We start from the raw sequence: 20,489 nt of genomic DNA, 5'->3' as shown, positions 1-20,489 counted from the left end.
GTTTATTCTTATTTTTATCAAAAGAGAACCGTTCTCCTACTTAACCCAAATCGCCTAACTCAATCTGTACAATTCCCCGTTCGTCCTGCACCTCAGCAATCAAATGCATCAAGCTGCCGAACTCTAACTCTTGAAATTTGCGTGCAGCTGTTTCCCGTTGTAGTTGCCACAAGGCATCCGTCAGCTCGCAGACCACCGGCACATCGCATCGAATTTCAGCTAGCTCTCGCGATAAATGCAGCATATCCAGATCTGCTTCGATTTTGGTACGCACACCTTTAGGAAGCAGATGCAGATTCTCAATAACACCTTCAACTGTATCGTATTCGGTCAGCAGCTTCAGTGCAGTTTTCTCACCAATCCCTTTAACACCTGGATAGTTGTCACTGGTATCGCCCATGAAGCCCTTCAGGTCAATCACCTGTCTAGGGGTTAGACCCTTTTCCTCCAGCAACTCTGCAAGGTCATACACTTTATAGTTAGAGCGACCCTTTTTCATAATGACGACCTTAACATTCTCATCAATGAGCTGAAGCATATCATGATCACCCGTCAAAATATACACCTCAGAATTTTCACTGTAACAAGAAGCTAGCGTACCAATGCAATCATCCGCTTCGTAGCCGGCAAGTCCGATATTCGGCACTCCAAGCTCAGCTACTACATCTTTTACTAGATCGAACTGTGGAATTAACTCCAGCGGAGCCTCGATCCGGTTGGATTTGTATCCATCATATTTCTCGGTGCGGAACGTTCCTTTACCCATATCCCAGCAGCACACGACATGAGAAGGCTCAAACGTGCTTACTGCATCGAAAAAATACTGTAAAAAACCGTACACTGCGTTCGTCGGTAATCCAGCTTTTGTCTTGCGAATATATCCTCCATAAGAGGTCGCATAAAAGGCCCGGAACAGCAGAGCCATTCCATCTACAAGCATTACACGGCCCGTTGTTTCTGTTCTCACTTATAAACCTCTCCCTTAATCTTTCTATTGATATTAAATACTAGTCCAAGTATCGGCATATTGGTCTTCTTTGAATCCTACCGTAACTTTAACGCCATCTGTAACAATTGGACGTTTGATCAGCATCCCGTGGCTTGAGAGTAGCACTAGCTTCTCCAGTTCACTAAGCTGTGCCATTTTGTCCTTCAGACTTAATGCTTTATATACTTCCCCGCTTGTATTAAAAAACTTCTTCAGCTCAAGTCCGCTGTTCGCCAGCAGTTCACGCAGCTCGTCCACGGTCGGTGGCTGCTCTGCAATGTTCTGAAGCTCCAACTCATGACCTTGTCCTTGTAGCCATTTCACTGCGCTGCGGCAGGTGCTGCATTTTGGATATTGATATACTTTTAGTTTGCTCATGTTGTGCTCCTTTAATAATGGGCTAATAATATCGTAACTACGGGGAATGTTTGGACTTCCGGCCGCTGTTGTCTACAGATTTCTTCAATTTTACCGTTAAACACGGTTGAAATCCGCAGACAAAGGCGGTCGCTATCGCTCCTACAGTTCCAAACTTCCCCTTCGCCACTCTATCGCCTGAATCATAATTTTATCACAAATTCGCTATAGGGCCTTGCTCCAATATTTTCTCCAAGGCTACCATGTCAGCCGGCAATGGGGCTTCAAAGATCATTTCCTGCAGCAACACCGGGTGCTTGAACGTCAGACGCACCGCGTGCAGTGCTTGACGCGGAATGGATGCATCTAGTGCTGTAACGGACTTCAACTGCTCACTCTGCGTTGAAGTCATTTCCAGATAATTGTACAGCTCATGACGATACATGCTGTCACCAATCAGTGGACAGCCGATAGAGGTCATATGAACTCGAATCTGATGGGTACGTCCACTCTCCAGCTTAAGTTCAACTTTGGAGCCGGCTGAATACACCTGCTTAACCTCATATCGAGTCAGTGAAGGATATCCATCCGGGGTCACGATACGCCGATGCGGCTCCTCAGGGTCACGGTCGATAGGTCCGTCTATATCGCCGGACGGCTCCGAAGGAACCCCGTGAACAAATGCAGCGTAACGCTTATCTACAGTACCAGCGATCATCTGCTCGGAGATGTGCTGATGACTGTAAGGATTCTTAGCGATGACTAATACACCGGAGGTTTCCTGATCCAGACGGTGAACAGGTCGGAAGCGGAAGCGTTCATTCTTCTGCGCCCAGTAATGAACCACGCCGTTAGCAAGCGTGTCAGTGTAATGCCCATGGGTGGGATGGACGATGATTCCTGCTGCCTTGTTAACCACTAGCAGATGTTCATCTTCAAATAGAATTTCAAAGGGAATCGGTTGCGGTAAAATATCATCCGAAGTCTCCGTTTCCATGCGAATCTGCACGGTATCTCCTGCTTTAACATGCACACTAATGTAGACTCTCTCTCCATTTAATGTGATGCCTTGCTCCGTCTGTTTCAGTCGGGACAGCAGCTTGCGAGAGACATCCATCCGTTTATGCAGGATCGTCTTCAAGAGCCAGTCATCCTCTTCGGGTGGTATGATGTAAGTAATAGGTGAATAGTAGCTTGTCATATTAGTCCCGGAACACCTTTTTACTACGGATGTATTCTACATCAGTAATCCCTGCCCGTGTATTAGCCGTTCTTGCCAGTGCAAAGAAATAATCCGATAACCGGTTCAAATAAATAACCGCTTCCGGGTTAATGTCCGCAGTTCGTCCTAAGGTAACCGCCCGACGTTCCGCACGCCGACATACCGTACGGCAAACATGTAGAACGGAAGCCAACTGACTGCCTCCTGGCAAAATAAATTTCTCAAGCGGCGGATTCTCCTCTTGTAGAGCATCAATCCAACCTTCCAGCCGTTTAGCCATCTCATTTGTTACCATATATTGACCACCGTCAGCAAGCTTAACAAATGCTAGATCTGTGCCACAATCAAACAACTCGTGTTGAATTTCTAGCAATTGTTCGCGGACATCGTCGAAATTATCACTTTCCATCAGGCTGCATGCTTGCCCTACAAAGCAATTCAGTTCATCAATCGTTCCATAGGCCTCGACACGAACATCGTCTTTGCCAACCCGGCCACCAATTACCGAGGTCTGACCTGCATCACCCGTACGTGTATAAATCGCCATGGCTCATGCCTCCCATCCATTCTTGAAATCATATACTGATAGTTTAAGCTTTCTTCTATAAGGAAGGCAATAAAGAAGGCAAATTAAGAGTATACACAAGATAACCACCATTAGTCCACATTTCTATGAATTTAGTAAACGGCCTACGCCATGTTGTCCTTAATGAAGTTAAGACTATTGCCCGAGGAATCTATTTTAAACATATTCTCTCCAATAGTGACTGCAATATTGCGAGTTGTGAGCTTAAAAAGGAACAACAAAAAGAGGACCCTAGGGTCCTCTTTAACAGCATGTAGCGACGTTATTTTCCAACTGGACGCCCCTTCATGTATTCATTTATCTTGAGATCCAGTAAACTGCTAATTTCAATCACATTATCTGAAGTGAATGATTTTTCCTGCAAAAAAAGTTGCTCCATCTTGGCACGGAGTATTCTAATTTCATCTTCCAGAGAGAGTATGCGAGCAGAAGCATCACCCTTGGCGGACAGTTTCCCACTTCCAGAATAACATTGCCCTCCATAGGAAGGTAAGTAATAATCGGCACTAAGCACAATCATCCCTCCTAAAAGTTTGTACAGCATTGCTTCTCGTAAGAGCTTTGTACAAAACTCGCTTTAGAAGCATAAGCCTAAAGTATTATTGAGCGCGTGCCACAAAATATCATTAAAGTAATAAAAGCAACTTCAAAGCAACGCTTAATTCCAGAGTAAAATACATCCTTGTTAGTTCTATTATAGGGGCTAATTACTCTCAAAGTAAAATAATACCATAGGTTTATGGGATAGGCTATAGTCCAATTTTCTCTATTCCATTCTCTCTCGTTCCAATTGTATGACAAAAGCACCAATGCGTTCTATCGCTTCATTCAGCTGAGATACTGACGTAGCATAAGAGCAGCGCAGGTATCCTTCACCACCTAATCCAAAGACACTTCCAGGTACAGCTGCTACCTTATATTCAAGCAATAATCGCTGTGCAAATTGATCAGAGGTCAGTCCCGTTTTGCGCACGCTAGGAAAAGCATAAAATGCACCTTGTGGTTCATGACACTCCAGTCCGGCATCACGCAAACCTTTAACAATCAGCCTCCGCCGTTGGTTATACGAATCAACCATTCGATCCTTCTCTTCCATTCCATTGGTCAGTGCCTCAAGTGCAGCCACCTGGCCCATAGAAGGAGCACACATCACAGTGTACTGGTGAATCTTAAGCATAGCGGAGATTAAATCTGGGTGACCACAAGCATAACCCATTCTCCATCCAGTCATGGCAAAAGCCTTGGAGAAGCCGCTGACCAGAATCGTCCGATCCATCATACCTGGCAGTGCGGCAAAGCTTACATGATTAATTCCATAAGTCAATTCCGCATAAATCTCATCCGAAATTACAATAAGATCATGCTTCTCTACAACCTTGGCGATCGGCTCCCAATCTTCTCGGGTCATCACACTTCCGGTTGGGTTACTCGGGTAGCACAGAATCAGAACTTTGGAGCGCGGAGTAATCTTGGCTTCCAAACTCTCTGCTGTAAGCTTAAAGTTATTCTCTCCAGTCGTTTCAATACCTACCGGAATTCCCCCGCCAATAGCCGTTATCGGCGAATAGGAAATATAGCAAGGTTCGGGTATGAGAATCTCATCGCCCGGTGTAATCAATGCACGCAAAGCCAGATCAATAGCCTCGCTTCCGCCGACCGTTGCTATAATTTGATTAGCAGGATCATATTCCACTGCAAAACGGGTGTGCAAATAATTCGCAATTCCCTCCCGTAGCTCGGGCATACCTGCATTGGATGTATACCCCGTAAACCCTCTTTCCAGCGAATAGACACAAGCCTCTCTGACATGCCACGGGGTCTTAAAATCAGGCTCCCCGACTCCAAGTGATATAATATCCTTGCTGCCTGCAGCCAGATCAAAAAACTTACGAATACCCGAAGGCTGAATTTGCTGTACTAGCGGGGCCAAATAAGAATTCATAGATTTGCTGTCTTCTCCAGTTAGCTGCGTTTTATTCGTGATCATATGATTACTTCCTTTATGGAGAGATCATCAGACGGTTGTCTTCCTCATGCTCCTCGAAGATGATCCCATCCTGTTTGTATTTTTTAAGGGTAAAGTTCGTTTTAGTTGAGAGTACTGAATCAATTGGAGACAGCTTCTCGGAAACAAAATTGGCCACCTCACGTAAATTTCGGCCTTCCACTTCTACCAGGAGATCGTAGGCACCTGACATCAGGTACACGGATTTCACTTGTGGATACAGGTAAATTCTTTCCGCAATGCCTTCAAAGCCGCGACCCCGTTCGGGTGTAATCTGCACCTCAATCAGCGCAGTCACCTTCTCATCATCCACTTTATCCCAGTTTACAACGGCTGCATACTTAACAATTACATGATCTTTCTCTAATTGCCCAATCGCCGTCTTTACGTCTTCTTCTTCCGCGCCAAGTAGCGTAGCTAAGAGTGCAGTAGATCTTCTCGCGTCCTCTTTAAGCAGTTCCAGCACTTTCCTCTTTAGTTCGTTCATTTCCTTCATGCCTTCCCCTCCGGATAGTTCGCAAATGACGTTGCGCTATTCATGCGTCGCCCCGCGAAAAGAGTTTAATACTAATATGACACGAATTGAGCATCTCTGCAAACAAAATAACCCCATATGATATCCGCATAGAAGACTAGGTTTACTCAGCTAAATGGATTTTTATACAAAAAACGCCCGTTTATACCGGAGCTCTCGGTATAAACGGGCGTCAGCCTTAAGGTTATGTGGCAGGATGCTTCATCCGCTAACCATCTTGGTTACATTAAATGAGACGGTTGATGTTGTCCATTCGAATGAAGGTGACTGTTCGCATTGTGAGCAATAGATCCGGATTGACCTGTTTTTTGCTGCACGAACTGACCTGATTTTTGTTGCAATTGCTGTGCAGTTTGAAGCTGCTTGTCCACATCTTGGCGCAATGCTTTTGCAGGCTCAGGATACATATTCATTTGGGACATATGCGTATACAGATCGCCCTGAAGTCGAAGCGTGTTCATGGTCATCTCATTAAAGACCCGGCGAACCGCTGGACATGCCGATTCCGTAGCAGCTGTCGCATACTCACGAACCGTCCGCTTCAAATCACACAAAATGGTGTTCATTAAATCCTCATCTGGCATAAATGCTGCTGGATTCTGTGCATTCATTTTATAACCTCCTTAAGATTAATAATGCAATTATTGTGGGCTTGTTGGTGCGTACTGTTGATGCTGCTGGAGTAACTGAGTGAGTGTATCCATGTGCTGCGTGTGATTTTGGATATGCTGCAAACAAACTTGTCGGACCTGCTCATTCTGCGTTGTCGCGGCGGTAGCCGCACATTGCTTAAGAAGCAAGTCCTCATTAGAGATGGAGTCTGCGATATATTCCAATTCTTTTCCACTTAGTGCCTGCATTTGCATTGATTGCATGAGTTGTAGTCCCTCCTTGTAGTTGATCCAAACAGGCTTTAGTATACCGCCAAAGCACACCATTTATTTGCCCAACAGCACTAGAGAGTTATGACAGAAATAAGAACATGCTGCGAATGAGACGGTAAAATGCCGCCCATACTAAATTATGGAACAAATGAAGGAGCGATCATTTTCATGAGACTAAATAGCGGCACCCCACCTTGGAAAAGTACTTTACAAGACCCACCAACTTATCCTGCGCTAGAGAATACCATTTACTGTGATTGCCTGGTTGTAGGTGCTGGAATGGGTGGAGCAATGGCATCCTATCGCTTGTCTTTAAGCGGAGCTGAGGCTGTTCTGATCGAAAAAAGACGAGTCGGAAGCGGAAGCTCACATGCCAACACAGGTTTACTACAGATATCTAACGATAAATCGTTAACCTCATGTATGAACACTTTTGGAGAAAAGAACGGCTTGCTCTTTTATCAGCTATGCCAAGCAGGGGTTAGAAATATTCTGGATCTGCCAGCCAAGCTAGATATTGATCCCCAGATCATTCCTCGCAGCAGCCTTCTATATGCCAGTACACCCCAGGATGTACCTGCTCTGCGAGAAGAATATGAGAATCTCGTTGCTCACGGATTCGATTCTGAATTCTGGGATGAAGAAAGAATAGCTTCGGTGTATTCTTTTTCTAAACCAGCTGCGCTTTATTCACGCAGTGATGCAGAAACGAACCCTTTCCGGACGGTTCACAGCCTGATCGCCAAGGCAGCAATGAATGGTGTACACGTATATGAGCAAACCGAGGCCAAACACTATGAGTTTACTGAAGATGGGGTGATTTGCCACACAGAGAATGGACGTATTATTGCGAAGAAGGTTATTTTTGCAATGGGTTATGAAACGCAGGAGTTTAAAAAGGACCGAGGCGCTGAGCTGATCAATACGTATGCTGTGATGACCAAGCCTCTGAAGGAATTCCCCAAGTGGCATGAGCGTAGCCTCCTCTGGGAAACCGCCCGACCGTATTTGTATTTTCGGACAACACCGGAGGGACGCATTATTGCAGGAGGTAAAGATGAACCGTTGACGGATCCGCAGCGCCGTGATGTCAGAGTGATTTCACAGAGTCAACGGTTACTGGAAGAGCTGGAAGCTTTGTTTCCTGAGATCAAAGGCGTCGAGATTGAATACTCCTGGGGAGCTGTATTTGGCTCTACGCGTGATGGACTGCCTTACATTGGTCCTCATCCCAAGTTCCCTCATTGCTACTTCATAGAGGGCTATGGAGGCAATGGGACGGTGTACAGCATGATTGCTGCGGAGTTATTAACAGATACGATTGCGGGTAAACATCGACTGGAGCTTGATCTATTCTCATTGACACGATCGGCTAAACCTTCTCCATCTTAGAATACGGACCTGAATAAACAGAATTGAGAAATTAAAAAAAAGCTTAGCCCTCTTATTACTAATAAGAGGGCTAAGCTTTTTATGAGGATACTTATCCTTTATCGGTACTCAGATTACGTACAAGCTGAATACGGTCTTCCTGCGCTAGACTGTGCTGTACATGGAAACACGAAGGGCACACATAAACATTAAGAGAGAATGGAGATGTTAATACAGATCCACCCAATGTAGCCGGTGCAGACGGCTCAAAATTGTTAACAAGCTGCTTCCCAGCAAGGATTGTCAGTTCATGGCATTGTGTACATTCCGGAGCTTCTTCCTGAATCGCTAAGATAGCTGATACACGCTCTTCATACTTATTCAAATCATAATCTTCACCGAATTGGTTGAGCGTGTTGTAGATAGGAACTATACTGTCTTTGTCGACGTCTCCCCAGAGATCATCATCATTAATAACCTCTTCTTTAGGTTCTTCTACGACTTCTTCCTCTTCTTCAATACCGTCAATCCCTACAGTAACCGTACGATACCCGCTAAGTTCATTGTTGCAGTGAGGACAATTTTCCTCGGGTCCGAATTCCTCGTCCCATACGATTTCAGTATGACACCAAGGGCACACAGTTGTTTCCATCTTTATAATCTCCTTCATACTTCACTTTTAAATTTAGTTCATCATTAAATAAATAATACCGGCTCCTATAAAAGCAATGGCTGACACAAACAGAACTCGGGTAAGAATCTTCATGATATCCTCCTAATACCCCACAAAGTGGAGCTGCTCACTTCAAAGCTTGTCCAGATTCATCTAGAATCCTTTGCAGGGAGGTGCAAAACTATCTATTTTTTAGAATATAGCTGCACCGATCACATAAGACAATGAAACCGAGATCAGCATCGCTATTAGCCCAACAGCTCGGTTATCCGCAGCGATCTCCTCATCAATAGAGAACACAGGGGTTAGGAATTCAAATAAAAAATAGGCAAGCAGCAGCAGTAAAAAACCGACGACTGACCACTTCATCGTCTCATAAATGGAGACACCTGATTCAATACTGAAACGCAGCACGTTACAAATTCCGAAGATTTTGCCGCCAGTAGCCATAGCTACTGCCAAGTTCCCCTTGCGAATTTCTTCCCAGCAATTATATTTCGTTACCATTTCAAAAATAGACAGAAATACAACAAGCCCAAGAATTGCTACTGCAAAGTAGCCAAGCAAGGCACCTAGCGGATGACCCAGCAAAAGATCAATATCTCCTTGCACACTTTTCCCCTCTTTCTGCCGGGCAATCCCGCTATTGCAGCTCAGCTACTGTTACGCCTGCGCCGCCTTCATTATAATTTCCAAGCCTATAGTTCTTAACATGTCTGTGTTTACGCAAATATTCCTGAATTCCTGTGCGGAGCACACCTGTGCCTTTACCATGAATGATGGAAATTTGACCCAGATTGCCTAAGAAGGCTTCATCAATAAAACGATCCGTCTCCATAATCGCTTCCTCGAGATTCGTACCGCGTAAATCCAGCTCTCTACGAATATTCTCATCACGAGAGCGTTTAACGGTTGTTGCTTGCCGAAGGGGTGTTGGTGCAGCGGCTCCTTTCGAAGAGAGCAATTCCAAATCATCCAGACTTACCTTCATCTTCATGATCCCAAACTGCACTACAGCCTCTTTTGAGCCGCTTAATTCCACTACAAAACCTTTTTGGTTTAAGCTATCTACCTTCACTTCATCACCAGGACCAATCGTCCGTGGAGCCTTTGCGGGCTTACGAGTAGCGGCTTTCTTACGCGGTGAAGGTTCCGCATCATCTAGACGTCTACGTGCTTCAATCAGCTTATGCTCTTTGACAGAAGCGCCTTCTTCCATAGCCAAACGGCGCAAATCACTGATGATTTCTTCCGCTTCTTTACGCGCTTTCTCTAAGATTGCGCTGGCATCTTTCTCCGCTTTCTCCAGTCGTTTGTCCCGCTGGCTTTCCAGCTTCTCAAGCTCTTGCTGCTGTCTGCTGCGTAGTTCTTCTACTTCACGGCGGATGCTCTCTGCACGCTCATGTTCTTGTTCCGCTCCAAGACGATTCTCTTCGAGAGAGGCAATCATATGCTCTACACGTAAATCCTCTTCCTTCACTTCGCCACGTGCATGCTCCAGAATCGCGCCTGGCAGACCTAATCGCTCTGCAATTGCAAAGGCGTTACTTCGTCCAGGAACACCAATCAGCAGACGGTAGGTAGGGCTGAGACTTTGAACATCGAACTCCATGCTGGCATTAATGACCCCTTTACGCTCATAAGCGTAAGCTTTCAGTTCACTATAATGCGTGGTAGCGACCATACGGCATTCCGTTCGGTGAATATGCTCCAGAATAGCAATGGCCAGCGCGGAGCCTTCTGCCGGATCCGTTCCTGCACCCACTTCATCAAGCAGAATAAGACTCTTGGGAGTCATTCTACGCAGAATGGAGATAATATTCGTCATATGGCTGGAGAACGTACTCAGACTTTGCTCAATGCTCTGTTCATCCCCAATATCTGCATAAATGGCATCAAACACACACATTTGACTACCTTCTTCTGCAGGGATGAACAAACCAGACATCGACATGAGACTCAACAGTCCAATGGTCTTGAGTGTAACGGTTTTACCACCCGTATTCGGTCCAGTTACAATAATAGAGCTGTATTGGTTCCCCAGCTCCACATCCAGAGGAACAACATGCTCCGCGGGAATAAGTGGATGGCGTCCTTTGCGCAGCTTCAAATATCCGCGATCGTTCATACGAGGCTGAGTAGCCTTCATATCTCGGGCAAGACGCGCCTTGGAGAAGATGAAGTCAAGCTCGCCAAGAATATCGATATCATAAGTCATTTCTTCGGCTATATCAGCTACAAGCGCTGTCAGCCTGTGCAAAATGATTTCGATCTCCCGTTCTTCACGCAGCCGTGTTTCACGCAGCTTATTATTCATCGCCACAATAGACTCAGGCTCGATAAATAATGTCGCTCCTGATCCAGACTGATCATGTACGATACCACCGAAATGCGCACGATACTCCGCTTTTACAGGAATAACAAACCGATCTCCACGAATGGTTACCAGCTGATCCTGCAGCATTTTAGCAACGGAAGAAGAACGAATCATGGAATCCAGCTTCTCACGAATTCGGGTCTCTCCTCCGCGCAATTCACGACGAATCGTAGCCAATTCAGAACTAGCTGTGTCCAGTACATCTGCGTTCTCGTCTATACATAAACGTATGGCATCTTCTACATGTTTTTGTTCCGACAAAACATCGCTGAGTGAAAATAAGAATTCAATCTTTTCCTCCTCATGCATGGCTGCCAGGAATCTTTTGACTCTTCGTGCGCCGCCAATGGTAGTTCCCACTGCCAGCAGTTCAGTTGTTCCCAACATTCCGCCTATAGAGGCACGTTTTAGTGCCGCTCGAATATCGCTTATCCCACCGAATGAAGGAATGCCCTTCAGACGATCCACATTAGCCGCTTCATCCGTGGCTTGAAGCAGCTTCTTCACACCTTCGAAATCGCCGGAGGGCCTTAGCTGCTCCGCAGCCAATCTCCCCATGGGGGTTTGCGTATATTGCATTAATTTATTTAAAATCTTGCGATATTCAAGCGTATGCAAAATTTTGTCGTCCAATTACAGTCACAGCTCCCTTCATAGATGTTTCCATTATACAGAATTCAGGTGAATTTCGCTATTTGGGTCTTATTTTTAAGCATAGAATCACGTAATAAGGTCACAATAAGAACTGCACATATCCTTAGCATGGGCCAAAGGAGGTTAGTACAGTGAATTTCTTAAGTCATGTTGGTCGTTTTGTGGTCGCAGCGCTTGTCCTGATGGTTGTAGGCTGGATTGTTCCACAGTTCACGGTTGGTGGGTTCTGGAGCGCTCTAATCCTTGCACTGGTGATTGCGCTACTCGGCTGGGTAGTCGAAGGAATCTTCGGCAAAAAAGCAACGCCCTTCGGTCGCGGTATCGTTGGCTTTATTGTCAGTGCGGTGGTTATCTGGGTCGCCCAGTTCGTAGTCAGCGGTGTCAGCGTATCCATTCTGGGTGCCATCTTAGCAGCTCTGGTCATTGGGATTATCGACTTGTTCTTGCCGGTATCCACGCCGTTTGAGGCAGCAAAGTAACGAATGTTATCCACAACACAGAACCCCTATTCCCTGTTCTTTTCCAGGAATAAGGGTTCTGTGTTGTTTTTATGTAAAAGACACAATCTCCTCTTCATGACTCTCAGCACAATTGACCACTCTGTTCTTGCCTTGCTTTTTAGCGGTATAGAGCGCTTTGTCCGTTTTACGAAAGAGAAGCTCTTTCCCATCTCCAAGCTGATAATCGCATATTCCAATACTTACGGTAATCGGCTTGTTCCCAGCGTGCAAATGCTCTATTCGAGCAATGTTGACCCGCAGTTCCTCTACAGCTTTATAAGCCTCGGGATAACTTTTGTCCGTAAAAATCACTGCAAATTCTTCACCACCATACCTGGCTGCAAAATCATTAAGTCCAATCATGCCTCCAACCTTGTCCGCAACCGCCTTTAGAACAAGATCACCTACCCAGTGTCCGTATGTATCGTTAACCAGTTTGAAATTATCAATATCGAAAAGAGCTAGCTGTAAGTTGAGATTGTTACTTTCACATTGCTCCAATAATGTATCCAGATATTCATGGAAGGTTTTATGATTATATAGTCCAGTGAGTGCGTCTATCTTCAGCAGCTTATCCGAAATAGCCCTCTCTACCATTAGATCTTGGCCCGCCTTCGTTAATCTCTCTAAATTAATGCGCGCTTCACGAGCACGAATAATTACTGCAATAGCCATCAGTACAAATACCATGAATACGCACTCTACCACCAAGAATTCAAGCAGCGGTTTATGTAAGAATGGCCGTTCCAACCCAAAATAGACCCCGGCGTAAAACACAATACTAAATAACCCCATTAGGAACAGGAGCTTACGATCAAAATATATAAGAGCGACCATAATCGGCATCATGAGCGTCATCTGAGCACCATCAACAAAAGGCTCTAATACAAAATACATAAGATAGGACACTAAAAACCCACAACTTACCACCCCATATTTAGGGGAATGTTTACTATAACGAAGCCACAGCTCCGCAGTAATCATAAGGATGACAATTAGTAAATTACAGGCAATAAATAAATGCCATAGATTCGTGGTCAAGGTTGTTTTTATTTGGAGTCTGGCAATATTCGACAAAAACAGCAACTGTGATATTAATAAAAGAATAACTAACATCCAATAACCTTTTAAGATTCTACGGTGCCAAACCTCCGTATTTAAGGTATCGTTAATACTTGAAATATGTATCCCCTACTTTTATACGTTAATGTAATAGCTTTCATTATAATAAATTTTAGTTATATTTTCATCATATTTTTGCAATTTACGACAAAATTTGAACAGTCTCCCTTGTTCACGGATTATTCACATTTCATCAAAGCGCTTACTAAAATTTTAAGTTATGATGTCTACATAATTGTCACATTTTCACTATGCTTGGACTTCTTGGGAGGGATAAAGATTATGAAGAGAGTTGCAATTCTACTTTCAATTGTGTTCGTTATAGCACTTACGGCCTGCGGGAACAGCAATAATAGCGCTGCTGGTAATGCTAACAAGTTGGAACCGGAAATCGAAGCAGAGACCGAACTCATAATTACAGCTACAAATTACAGTTTTGATCAAGAAGAATACCATTTAAAAAAAGGTGTGCCCGTCAAAATTATTTTTAAAAACGATAGCGGCAATCACGGCATCCTTGTTCCTGAATTCGAACTCCAGCTTAATGGCAAAAAGTCCTCGAAAGTAATTGTTCCAGAGGAAGCTGGCACATTCGAAATGACCTGTTCGATTATGTGCGGTTCCGGACATAGCGGCATGAACGCAAAAATCATTGTGGAATAGATGAATCATTAAATAGCCGATCGTTAGGGAATCACCCTGACGACCGGCTATTTATTTACCCTAAATCATAGACAAAGAGGGCTGACCTGAAATAGATCTCTCTACTCATCAGGTACAGCCCTTCCTTGCATCCGACATTCAACTATCCTGTTCGATCAGTTGAATCCATTCATTATATTCATTCTGAAGCTTGGCATATTCCTCTTGAAGGTTACGATGCTCATCTGTCATCTTCTGAAGCTCATTCTGATGCATCTCAAACTGGGCCTGCAGCAGACGAAGTTGTCCTTGGGCCAGTTCATAGTTCTCGCCGACCTCACCAAGCTGCTGAAGCACCTCACTGCGTTCACGTTCAATAGATTCCTGCTTCGCCTCAGCCTCACCGGCCTCCTGCTGCCAAATATCTATCTCTTCGCGCAGCTTCGCTTCCAAATCACTCCACTGCTGCTGCCGCTCGAATAACTCCTCGTACTTATGCTTCCATGAAGCACCGTACGCCTCTGCTTCCCTCAGAACATCCTGCTGCTCTGCAACGGTAGCAGCAGCCTCAAGACTAGCTTCAGACAATTCTTCTAAGCGTCGAGCTGTCTCTTCGCCTTCTTCCTGCAGCAGTTGATATCTTTCCTGCAGACGTTCTCCATCTTGCAGAACTTCATCATATTGAGAGATTAGTTCCTCATAGCGTTCCCGAAGTGCAGACAGTTCCTTCTGAACCTGTCCACCTTGTTCACGGAGTGCTGCAGTTTCGTGTTCTGCATCCGTACGAAGCTGAGCTTCCCGGTCTAACTGTTGTACTAATCCATCCGCTTGACCACGTAGGATCTCAATCTCCTTCTGAAGTGCCAATGATTTCTCTTCGGTCTCCAGCAGATTCATTTCAAGTTCACTAATATCTTCCATCCGTTTATCCGAGAGCTCCTGCCAATTTGCTGCCTCTGCCATAGAACCAGCGAGTTCTTCCTGAGCACGGTGCAGATTGTCACTCGTTTCCTGTAGTGACTTCCGCAGCTCTGATGTTTCATTCTGAGACTGCTGATAACGCTGGCGCAATTCTTCCAGCTCATCATTCAACAGCGTGCCTAGCTCAGTAGCCGTACGCAGCTCCTCACTGAGCTGTTCTTCGCGTTTAACCACCGCTTCATATTGTCCAAGCAGCGTCTGTCGAGCATCCCGTTCACTCTTAAGACTGGCTTCAGCCGCACGGAGTCTAGACTGAAGTTGTCCTGTACCACCACGAAGCTCAGCCAGCTGTTTCTCGAGCTCTTGAATGCTTTGCTTATGTCTATGTTCCTGAGTACCTTGCGACTGTCGAAGTTCCTTATTCTTAGCAAGCTCCCGTTGTAAAGCTTCCCGCTCTTCAGCCAGTTCCTTGCCTAGCTTCGTTGTCGTATTCTCAAGCTCCTTACCCAGTGTCAGCTTAGTCTCCTCGAGTTCCTTACCTAATGTTGATTTGGTTTCCTCAAGCTGTTTCTCTAATGTTGATCTGGTCTCGGTTAACTCAAGCTCCAGAGCAGACAATGTATCTGTCTTCTCCTTAATCAGCGTCTCACGAGTATTTTCCAGCTCTTGCAAATGCGCCGCCTTCTGCTCTTCCAATTGCTGTAGACGGATGGCTTCAGCAGTTGCTAGTTCCTCTCGATGATTCTCGCGAATAGCAGCCTGTTCTGCCTCATAGCTTGCTCGCAGTGCTTGCAGCTCCTGCTCACGTGCAAGCAGTTCCTCTTCCAGCTTCTCTCGCGCGGCTTCAGCCGCTTGGGTTGCCTCCTGAAGCTGGTTCGCATGTACCTTGCGCTCATTCTCCTGAATTTCCAGATGACGCTTGCGTTCTTCTTCAACCGCAGCAATCAGTCGTTCAGCTTCTTCCTTAGCCGCCGCTTCAAGGCGTTCATATTCTTCTTGTCGCTCCCGCTGAACCTCCAGCAGGCGAGATACTTCCAATCGCAGTTCACTGCGTTCACCAGTCATCATGTTGAGTTCATTTTTAAAATCCTGAACCTGAATAGCCTGCTCCGCCATATGTACTGCTGCAAGCACCGCTATACGCGGCGTATCCAGTCTGTTGTGTGATTTAGAAATCGAGCGCATATGTTCGTCAACATAACGGGCCACTTGTTTCATATATTCAGTGCTGCTTCCGACGAGTTTATAGGAAGTTCCGTATATCTCCACGGCGACACGAGTCCGGTCCATAGCCACAGTTGTGCCCTCCTTTGTATGTGTGCGGATTCTAAGCTAGTCTTACTCTTTCTATTGTAGCTTTTTTCTTAAGCATTTGGCAAAATCCCTTGTATTCAATAGATTCTCGCTGATATCCTCCGCATTTCACTCTACCCAGAAAAAGCCGCAGTGAATCTCAGTTTCTAAATGGATTCGCTGCGGCTTTACACAATTCCTGCTATTTTCTTAATTCTGCACCAAAAGTTTGTTGAAGAGACGATAATAGCTTATCATGCACTTCTCCAACCTCTTCATCTGTCAATGTATGATCACCGTGACGATACAGGAGTGAGATCGCAATACTCTTCTTTCCACTCTCTAACTTGCCACCAGTGTACACGTCGAATACCTGTACGGATTGCAGCAAAGTTCCTCCGTTTGCACGAATGGAAGCTAGCAGATCACCCGCTGGAACAGTTGAATCTACAACTACGGCAATATCCCGTTCCATCCCCGGGAAACGTGGAAGCTCATTATATTGCAGACGGCTGTGCGTGTTATCATACAACGGCTGCAATAGAATCTCAGCTACATAAGTATCCACTAGATCAAGCTCTCTTTGCAGTTCCGGATGAAGCTGGCCCATAGTTCCAATCTTCACACGACCCTCGTCTCCAACTAAATATACCGACGCGGAACGTCCAGGATGATACCCTTCTGGACTATCTCCCTCGTAGATGATTTTGTCTGTGAGACCCAAATAAGCAAATACTGATTCCAGCGCACCCTTCAAATCAAAGAAATCGACAGGCTGTGCAGAAACGTTCCATTGCTTCACTGTTAGACTACCACTAAGCAACAGTCCCAGCACCGGCAGTTCACGCGGCTGACGAGTCAACTGTTCTTCATCTGTGAAGAAGACATTGCCAATCTCAAACAACGCTAGGTCACTTTGACGACGGTTAGTATTGTAGCTAGCAATATCCAAAAGCTGTGGCAGAAGGCTAGTTCGCAATACGCTGCGTTCTTCACTCATTGGCATCGCCAATTTAACCGCTTGTGAGCCTTCAGATAACTCAGGGAACATTTTGCTTTGTTTCGGCTGGATGAAGGAGTAACCCATCACTTCCTGATAACCGCCATGCGCCAACAAGCGACGCAGTTCACGACGGAGCGATTGCTTATGCGTTAATGCGCCTGGTGTTGTAACTCCTTCAATCAGAGTCGTTGGAATATTGTCATACCCGTACAAACGAGCAATTTCTTCGATAAGGTCAACATCATAGCTGATATCGCCACGTCTAGTTGGCACCTGAACTTCGATCAATCCTTGTGCGGTATCCCCGCATTTGAAATGTAGACGACCAAACAATGTCTTCACTTCTAGCAAGGACAGATCTGTTCCGAGATAACGGTTCAGCTTCTCCAAGGACAAAGTAAGTACCTTCTCTTCTCCTCCGACTGTTCCTGCTTGCACAATTCCTTCATGCACAGATCCGCCAGCATAACGCGCAATAAGTACTGCAGCGCGATTCAATGCAGGGATCACTGCATTTGGATCCACTTCTTTCTCGAAACGAAGCGATGCTTCCGAGCGAAGTCCCAGTTGACGCGAGGTTTTACGAACGGTTCCTCCGTCAAACTTAGCGGATTCCAGAACGATATTTACCGTCTCAGCAGTAACTTCCGTATCCCGGCCACCCATTACTCCGGCCAGACCTACTACTTTAGCTCCATCAGCGATAACGAGCATATGCGGCTCTAGCTTCCGCTCTTGACCGTCAAGTGTAGTCAGGACTTCACCTTCATGAGCAAGACGAACGCCGAGTTCTCCGCCTTCTATTTTATCTGCATCAAAAGCATGAAGCGGCTGTCCGTATTCGAGCATCACATAGTTGGTGATATCCACGATATTGTTAATCGGACGAATCCCTGCCGCCATCAGACGATTCTGAATCCACAGTGGTGATGCTGCTGGTTTCACGCCTGAGATATAACGAACTGCATAATGACTGCAGAGTTCTTCATTCTCAATTTTTACGGAAATGGAATTAGAAGCTGCCCCACTAATCTCAATCATTTCGCTTGCTGGATCAGGCAATTTGATGTCGCGTCCAAGAATCGCGCCCACTTCATAAGCTGCCCCAATCATGCTTAGGCAATCTGAACGGTTCGGAGTCAGATCGAATTCCAGAATCTCATCATCTAGTCCCAGCAGCTTTGAAATATCTTGACCGATTTCTGTGCCTTCAGGAAGCACAAGAATGCCTTCTTGCTGCTCTTTAGGAAGCAATTTATCATTGAGTCCCAATTCTTTAGCCGAGCAGATCATCCCTTGCGATAATACTCCGCGCAGCTTCGCTTTTTTGATATCCAGTCCTGGCAGCTTAGCGCCAACAAGAGCTACAGGAACGATTTGTCCCGCTGCCACATTTTTTGCGCCACAGACGATTTGCAGATCTTCACCTTGACCTGCATCCACGATACATACGTTCAGCTTATCCGCATCAGGATGTTTTTCTTTCGATTTCACATAGCCGGTTACAATGCCGGAAATCCCTTTATTGCGGCGCTCTACTCCGTCAATTTCAATGCCGGCAGCGGTAATCTTCTCCGCTAGCTTCTCGGCGGTTACTCCTTCAATCGATGTATAATCAGCCAACCATCCGGTTGATACTTTCATGTCCGCTCACTTCCTTTATGTTTCAGATGTATTTATCTACTTGCCGTTCGATCTGCTTCCTGTGGGAGTAGTACGATTTAGGATTACTCGATCAAAGCTTCATACCCGTCCTATTTAGAGCAGTCACTACGAAAAATATTGGACTTCCGATCGCTGTTATCCTCAGATTTCCTGATTAAAACCGCTTCTCGCGGTAGAAATCCGAGGATATAGGCGAACGCTGGCGCTTCTACAGTTCCAAAATTTCTCTCCGTTCCTTCTATAAATAGTCTTTTATTAAGCAAGATCGGCAATCTAACTCCTACTTTCTTACTTTCTCCTAACCCGCAAGCCAGCTCGCCCACCAAAAATCTAAACGCCCTTGAACTGCTTTACAAAACTCATATCATTGTTATAGAAATGACGGATGTCATCGATGCCGTATTTAAGCATAGCAATCCGCTCAACACCCATTCCGAATGCGAAGCCGCTATATTTAGCAGGATCATAGCCACCCATTTTCAAAACATTTGGATGCACCATGCCCGCACCAAGGATTTCTAACCATCCGCTTTGCTTACACAGTCTGCAGCCATCGCCGCCACATTTGAAGCAGCTTACGTCCACTTCAACGCTTGGCTCAGTGAATGGGAAGAAGCTCGGACGAAGACGAATGCCTGTATTCGGGCCGAACATCTCTTGTACGAATTGTTGCAGGGTACCTTTCAGATCACTCATCCGAATGTTGCTGCCGATAACCAAACCTTCGATTTGATGGAACTGGAAGGAATGCGTTGCATCGTCATCATCGCGGCGGAATACTTTACCCGGGCAAATGATTTTAACTGGAACTTCACCATTCATCGCCTGCATAGTACGAATCTGTACCGGAGACGTTTGAGTGCGCATAAGCAGGTCATCTGTCAAATAGAAGGAATCCTGCATATCACGTGCCGGGTGATTCTTAGGCAGATTTAGGGCTTCAAAGTTATAATAATCGGTCTCCACTTCCGGACCTTCAGCCACACGGTAGCCCATACCAATGAAAATATCCTCGATTTCCTGAACCACTCTGCTAAGCGGGTGAATGCCCCCTTGCTGCATGCGGCGACCCGGTAGGGTTACGTCTACTTTTTCAGCTTGCAGACGTTGCTGAGTCTCTTGCTGTTGAAAAGCCTCTTGCTTTGCTCCAATAATCTCCTCAATGGCACTACGTACCTGATTTGCTACTTGCCCGATAACCGGACGCTCCTCAGCACTAAGTCCTCCCATACCACGTAGAACTTCTGTAAGCTCGCCTTTTTTACCGAGATACTTCACTCTCAGGTCATTCAGAACCTGTGGATCCATAACCTCCTGCAACTTAGCCAGCGCCTCAACCTTCAATGCTTCCAACTTCTCTTTCATGGCCGTGTACAGCCCCCTTCAATCATTGTCTAGTTCAACAAAAAAAGGCCTTTCCTCCCGGTAAGGGACGAAAAGACCGTGGTACCACCCTTGTTAGACAAGCTGATCTGTTCCCCTTAAGAGCTTCATTCCCTCTTTTGGCTGGACAGATACCTATCTCACTTTAACAGAAATAACGGTCTGCGACCGGTTTCCCCTACGCTTCCTTACAAGGCAATCTTAAGGAATTCAAGGAACTGCTCCGGAGTGAACTTCGACAGCTCTGTTTCCTAGAAACGCTCTCAATCAACGGCGTCTCCTCCCTGTAAGTCAGGCACTGTGTACTC

General features: G+C 45.6%; 19 protein-coding genes and 1 other annotated feature (1 of these 20 cut by a window edge). Of the genes, 3 read left to right on the top strand and 16 right to left on the bottom strand.

The genetic code is table 11. The annotated features are described in order from the left end of the window. Positions 1-40 precede the first annotated feature (40 nt). The 9 genes from QNH28_RS08055 to QNH28_RS08015 all read right to left on the bottom strand — a co-directional run bounded on the left by QNH28_RS08055 (position 41) and on the right by QNH28_RS08015 (position 6,568). Positions 41-940 (bottom strand): 5'-3' exonuclease, encoded by a 900-nt coding sequence (locus QNH28_RS08055; RefSeq protein ID WP_283912084.1) that lies wholly within the window; start codon positions 938-940, stop codon positions 41-43. Between the two features lie 60 nt (positions 941-1,000). Continuing rightward, the gene (locus QNH28_RS08050; protein WP_283910913.1) at positions 1,001-1,366 is read right to left on the bottom strand and encodes an arsenate reductase family protein; all 366 of its coding nucleotides are present in this window, start codon (positions 1,364-1,366) and stop codon (positions 1,001-1,003) included. Positions 1,367-1,559: 193 nt separating this feature from the next. Beyond that, positions 1,560-2,546 carry an RluA family pseudouridine synthase gene (locus QNH28_RS08045; protein WP_283910912.1) on the bottom strand — a complete coding sequence of 329 codons (987 nt, stop codon included), beginning with the start codon at positions 2,544-2,546 and terminating at the stop codon, positions 1,560-1,562. 1 nt (position 2,547) lies between these two features. Further along, on the bottom strand, positions 2,548-3,114 hold the full coding sequence (locus tag QNH28_RS08040; protein ID WP_283910911.1) for a cob(I)yrinic acid a,c-diamide adenosyltransferase: 567 nt from the start codon (positions 3,112-3,114) through the stop codon (positions 2,548-2,550). Positions 3,115-3,415: 301 nt separating this feature from the next. Further along, entirely contained in the window at positions 3,416-3,604 is a 189-nt protein-coding gene (locus QNH28_RS08035; protein WP_283912083.1) for an aspartyl-phosphate phosphatase Spo0E family protein, read from the bottom strand. A gap of 315 nt (positions 3,605-3,919) precedes the next feature. Beyond that, positions 3,920-5,140 carry an aminotransferase class I/II-fold pyridoxal phosphate-dependent enzyme gene (locus QNH28_RS08030; RefSeq protein WP_283910910.1) on the bottom strand — a complete coding sequence of 407 codons (1,221 nt, stop codon included), beginning with the start codon at positions 5,138-5,140 and terminating at the stop codon, positions 3,920-3,922. 13 nt (positions 5,141-5,153) lie between these two features. Further along, on the bottom strand, positions 5,154-5,654 hold the full coding sequence (locus tag QNH28_RS08025; RefSeq protein ID WP_060625226.1) for an Lrp/AsnC family transcriptional regulator: 501 nt from the start codon (positions 5,652-5,654) through the stop codon (positions 5,154-5,156). A gap of 260 nt (positions 5,655-5,914) precedes the next feature. After that, entirely contained in the window at positions 5,915-6,304 is a 390-nt protein-coding gene (locus QNH28_RS08020) for a spore coat protein (protein WP_283910909.1), read from the bottom strand. Positions 6,305-6,334: 30 nt separating this feature from the next. Continuing rightward, positions 6,335-6,568, bottom strand: coding sequence for a spore coat protein (locus QNH28_RS08015; protein WP_042186181.1), 234 nt, complete (start codon positions 6,566-6,568; stop codon positions 6,335-6,337). A gap of 177 nt (positions 6,569-6,745) precedes the next feature. Between QNH28_RS08015 and QNH28_RS08010 the strand changes: the two genes are divergently transcribed. Further along, positions 6,746-7,969, top strand: coding sequence for an NAD(P)/FAD-dependent oxidoreductase (locus QNH28_RS08010; RefSeq protein WP_283910908.1), 1,224 nt, complete (start codon positions 6,746-6,748; stop codon positions 7,967-7,969). A gap of 91 nt (positions 7,970-8,060) precedes the next feature. Here QNH28_RS08010 and QNH28_RS08005 read toward each other — a convergent pair whose 3' ends face one another. The 3 genes from QNH28_RS08005 to QNH28_RS07995 all read right to left on the bottom strand — a co-directional run bounded on the left by QNH28_RS08005 (position 8,061) and on the right by QNH28_RS07995 (position 11,631). Further along, positions 8,061-8,600 carry a hypothetical protein gene (locus QNH28_RS08005; RefSeq protein ID WP_283910907.1) on the bottom strand — a complete coding sequence of 180 codons (540 nt, stop codon included), beginning with the start codon at positions 8,598-8,600 and terminating at the stop codon, positions 8,061-8,063. Between the two features lie 213 nt (positions 8,601-8,813). Then, positions 8,814-9,233 carry a DUF350 domain-containing protein gene (locus tag QNH28_RS08000; RefSeq protein WP_042125581.1) on the bottom strand — a complete coding sequence of 140 codons (420 nt, stop codon included), beginning with the start codon at positions 9,231-9,233 and terminating at the stop codon, positions 8,814-8,816. Positions 9,234-9,264: 31 nt separating this feature from the next. Further along, positions 9,265-11,631, bottom strand: a complete 2,367-nt coding sequence (locus tag QNH28_RS07995; RefSeq protein ID WP_283910906.1) for an endonuclease MutS2 — start codon at positions 11,629-11,631, stop codon at positions 9,265-9,267. Between the two features lie 152 nt (positions 11,632-11,783). Here QNH28_RS07995 and QNH28_RS07990 point away from each other — a divergent pair, with 152 nt between their 5' ends. Then, positions 11,784-12,131, top strand: coding sequence for a phage holin family protein (locus tag QNH28_RS07990; RefSeq protein ID WP_036683548.1), 348 nt, complete (start codon positions 11,784-11,786; stop codon positions 12,129-12,131). Between the two features lie 69 nt (positions 12,132-12,200). Here QNH28_RS07990 and QNH28_RS07985 read toward each other — a convergent pair whose 3' ends face one another. Continuing rightward, positions 12,201-13,049: a GGDEF domain-containing protein gene (locus QNH28_RS07985; RefSeq protein WP_283910905.1), complete on the bottom strand. Its 849-nt coding sequence runs from the start codon at positions 13,047-13,049 to the stop codon at positions 12,201-12,203. A gap of 507 nt (positions 13,050-13,556) precedes the next feature. Here QNH28_RS07985 and QNH28_RS07980 point away from each other — a divergent pair. Beyond that, positions 13,557-13,937, top strand: coding sequence for a cupredoxin domain-containing protein (locus QNH28_RS07980; protein WP_283910904.1), 381 nt, complete (start codon positions 13,557-13,559; stop codon positions 13,935-13,937). 138 nt (positions 13,938-14,075) lie between these two features. Here the strand turns inward: QNH28_RS07980 and QNH28_RS07975 are convergent, their stop codons facing one another. From QNH28_RS07975 to pheS, 3 genes are all read right to left on the bottom strand, one after another. Continuing rightward, on the bottom strand, positions 14,076-16,133 hold the full coding sequence (locus tag QNH28_RS07975; protein WP_283910903.1) for a hypothetical protein: 2,058 nt from the start codon (positions 16,131-16,133) through the stop codon (positions 14,076-14,078). Positions 16,134-16,332: 199 nt separating this feature from the next. Beyond that, entirely contained in the window at positions 16,333-18,777 is a 2,445-nt protein-coding gene (gene pheT, locus QNH28_RS07970; RefSeq protein ID WP_283910902.1) for a phenylalanine--tRNA ligase subunit beta, read from the bottom strand. 351 nt (positions 18,778-19,128) lie between these two features. Further along, positions 19,129-20,163 carry a phenylalanine--tRNA ligase subunit alpha gene (gene pheS / locus QNH28_RS07965; protein WP_076120826.1) on the bottom strand — a complete coding sequence of 345 codons (1,035 nt, stop codon included), beginning with the start codon at positions 20,161-20,163 and terminating at the stop codon, positions 19,129-19,131. A 60-nt stretch (positions 20,164-20,223) separates the two neighbouring features. Beyond that, positions 20,224-20,489, bottom strand: a binding site (T-box leader); it runs 20 nt beyond the window's last position.

Origin of the sequence: Paenibacillus sp. G2S3 (assembly GCF_030123105.1) — a bacterium.
GTDB lineage: Bacteria > Bacillota > Bacilli > Paenibacillales > Paenibacillaceae > Paenibacillus_AQ.
The sequence above is the reverse complement of the archived record's forward strand: the minus strand, read 5'-3'. Positions and strand labels throughout refer to the sequence as shown.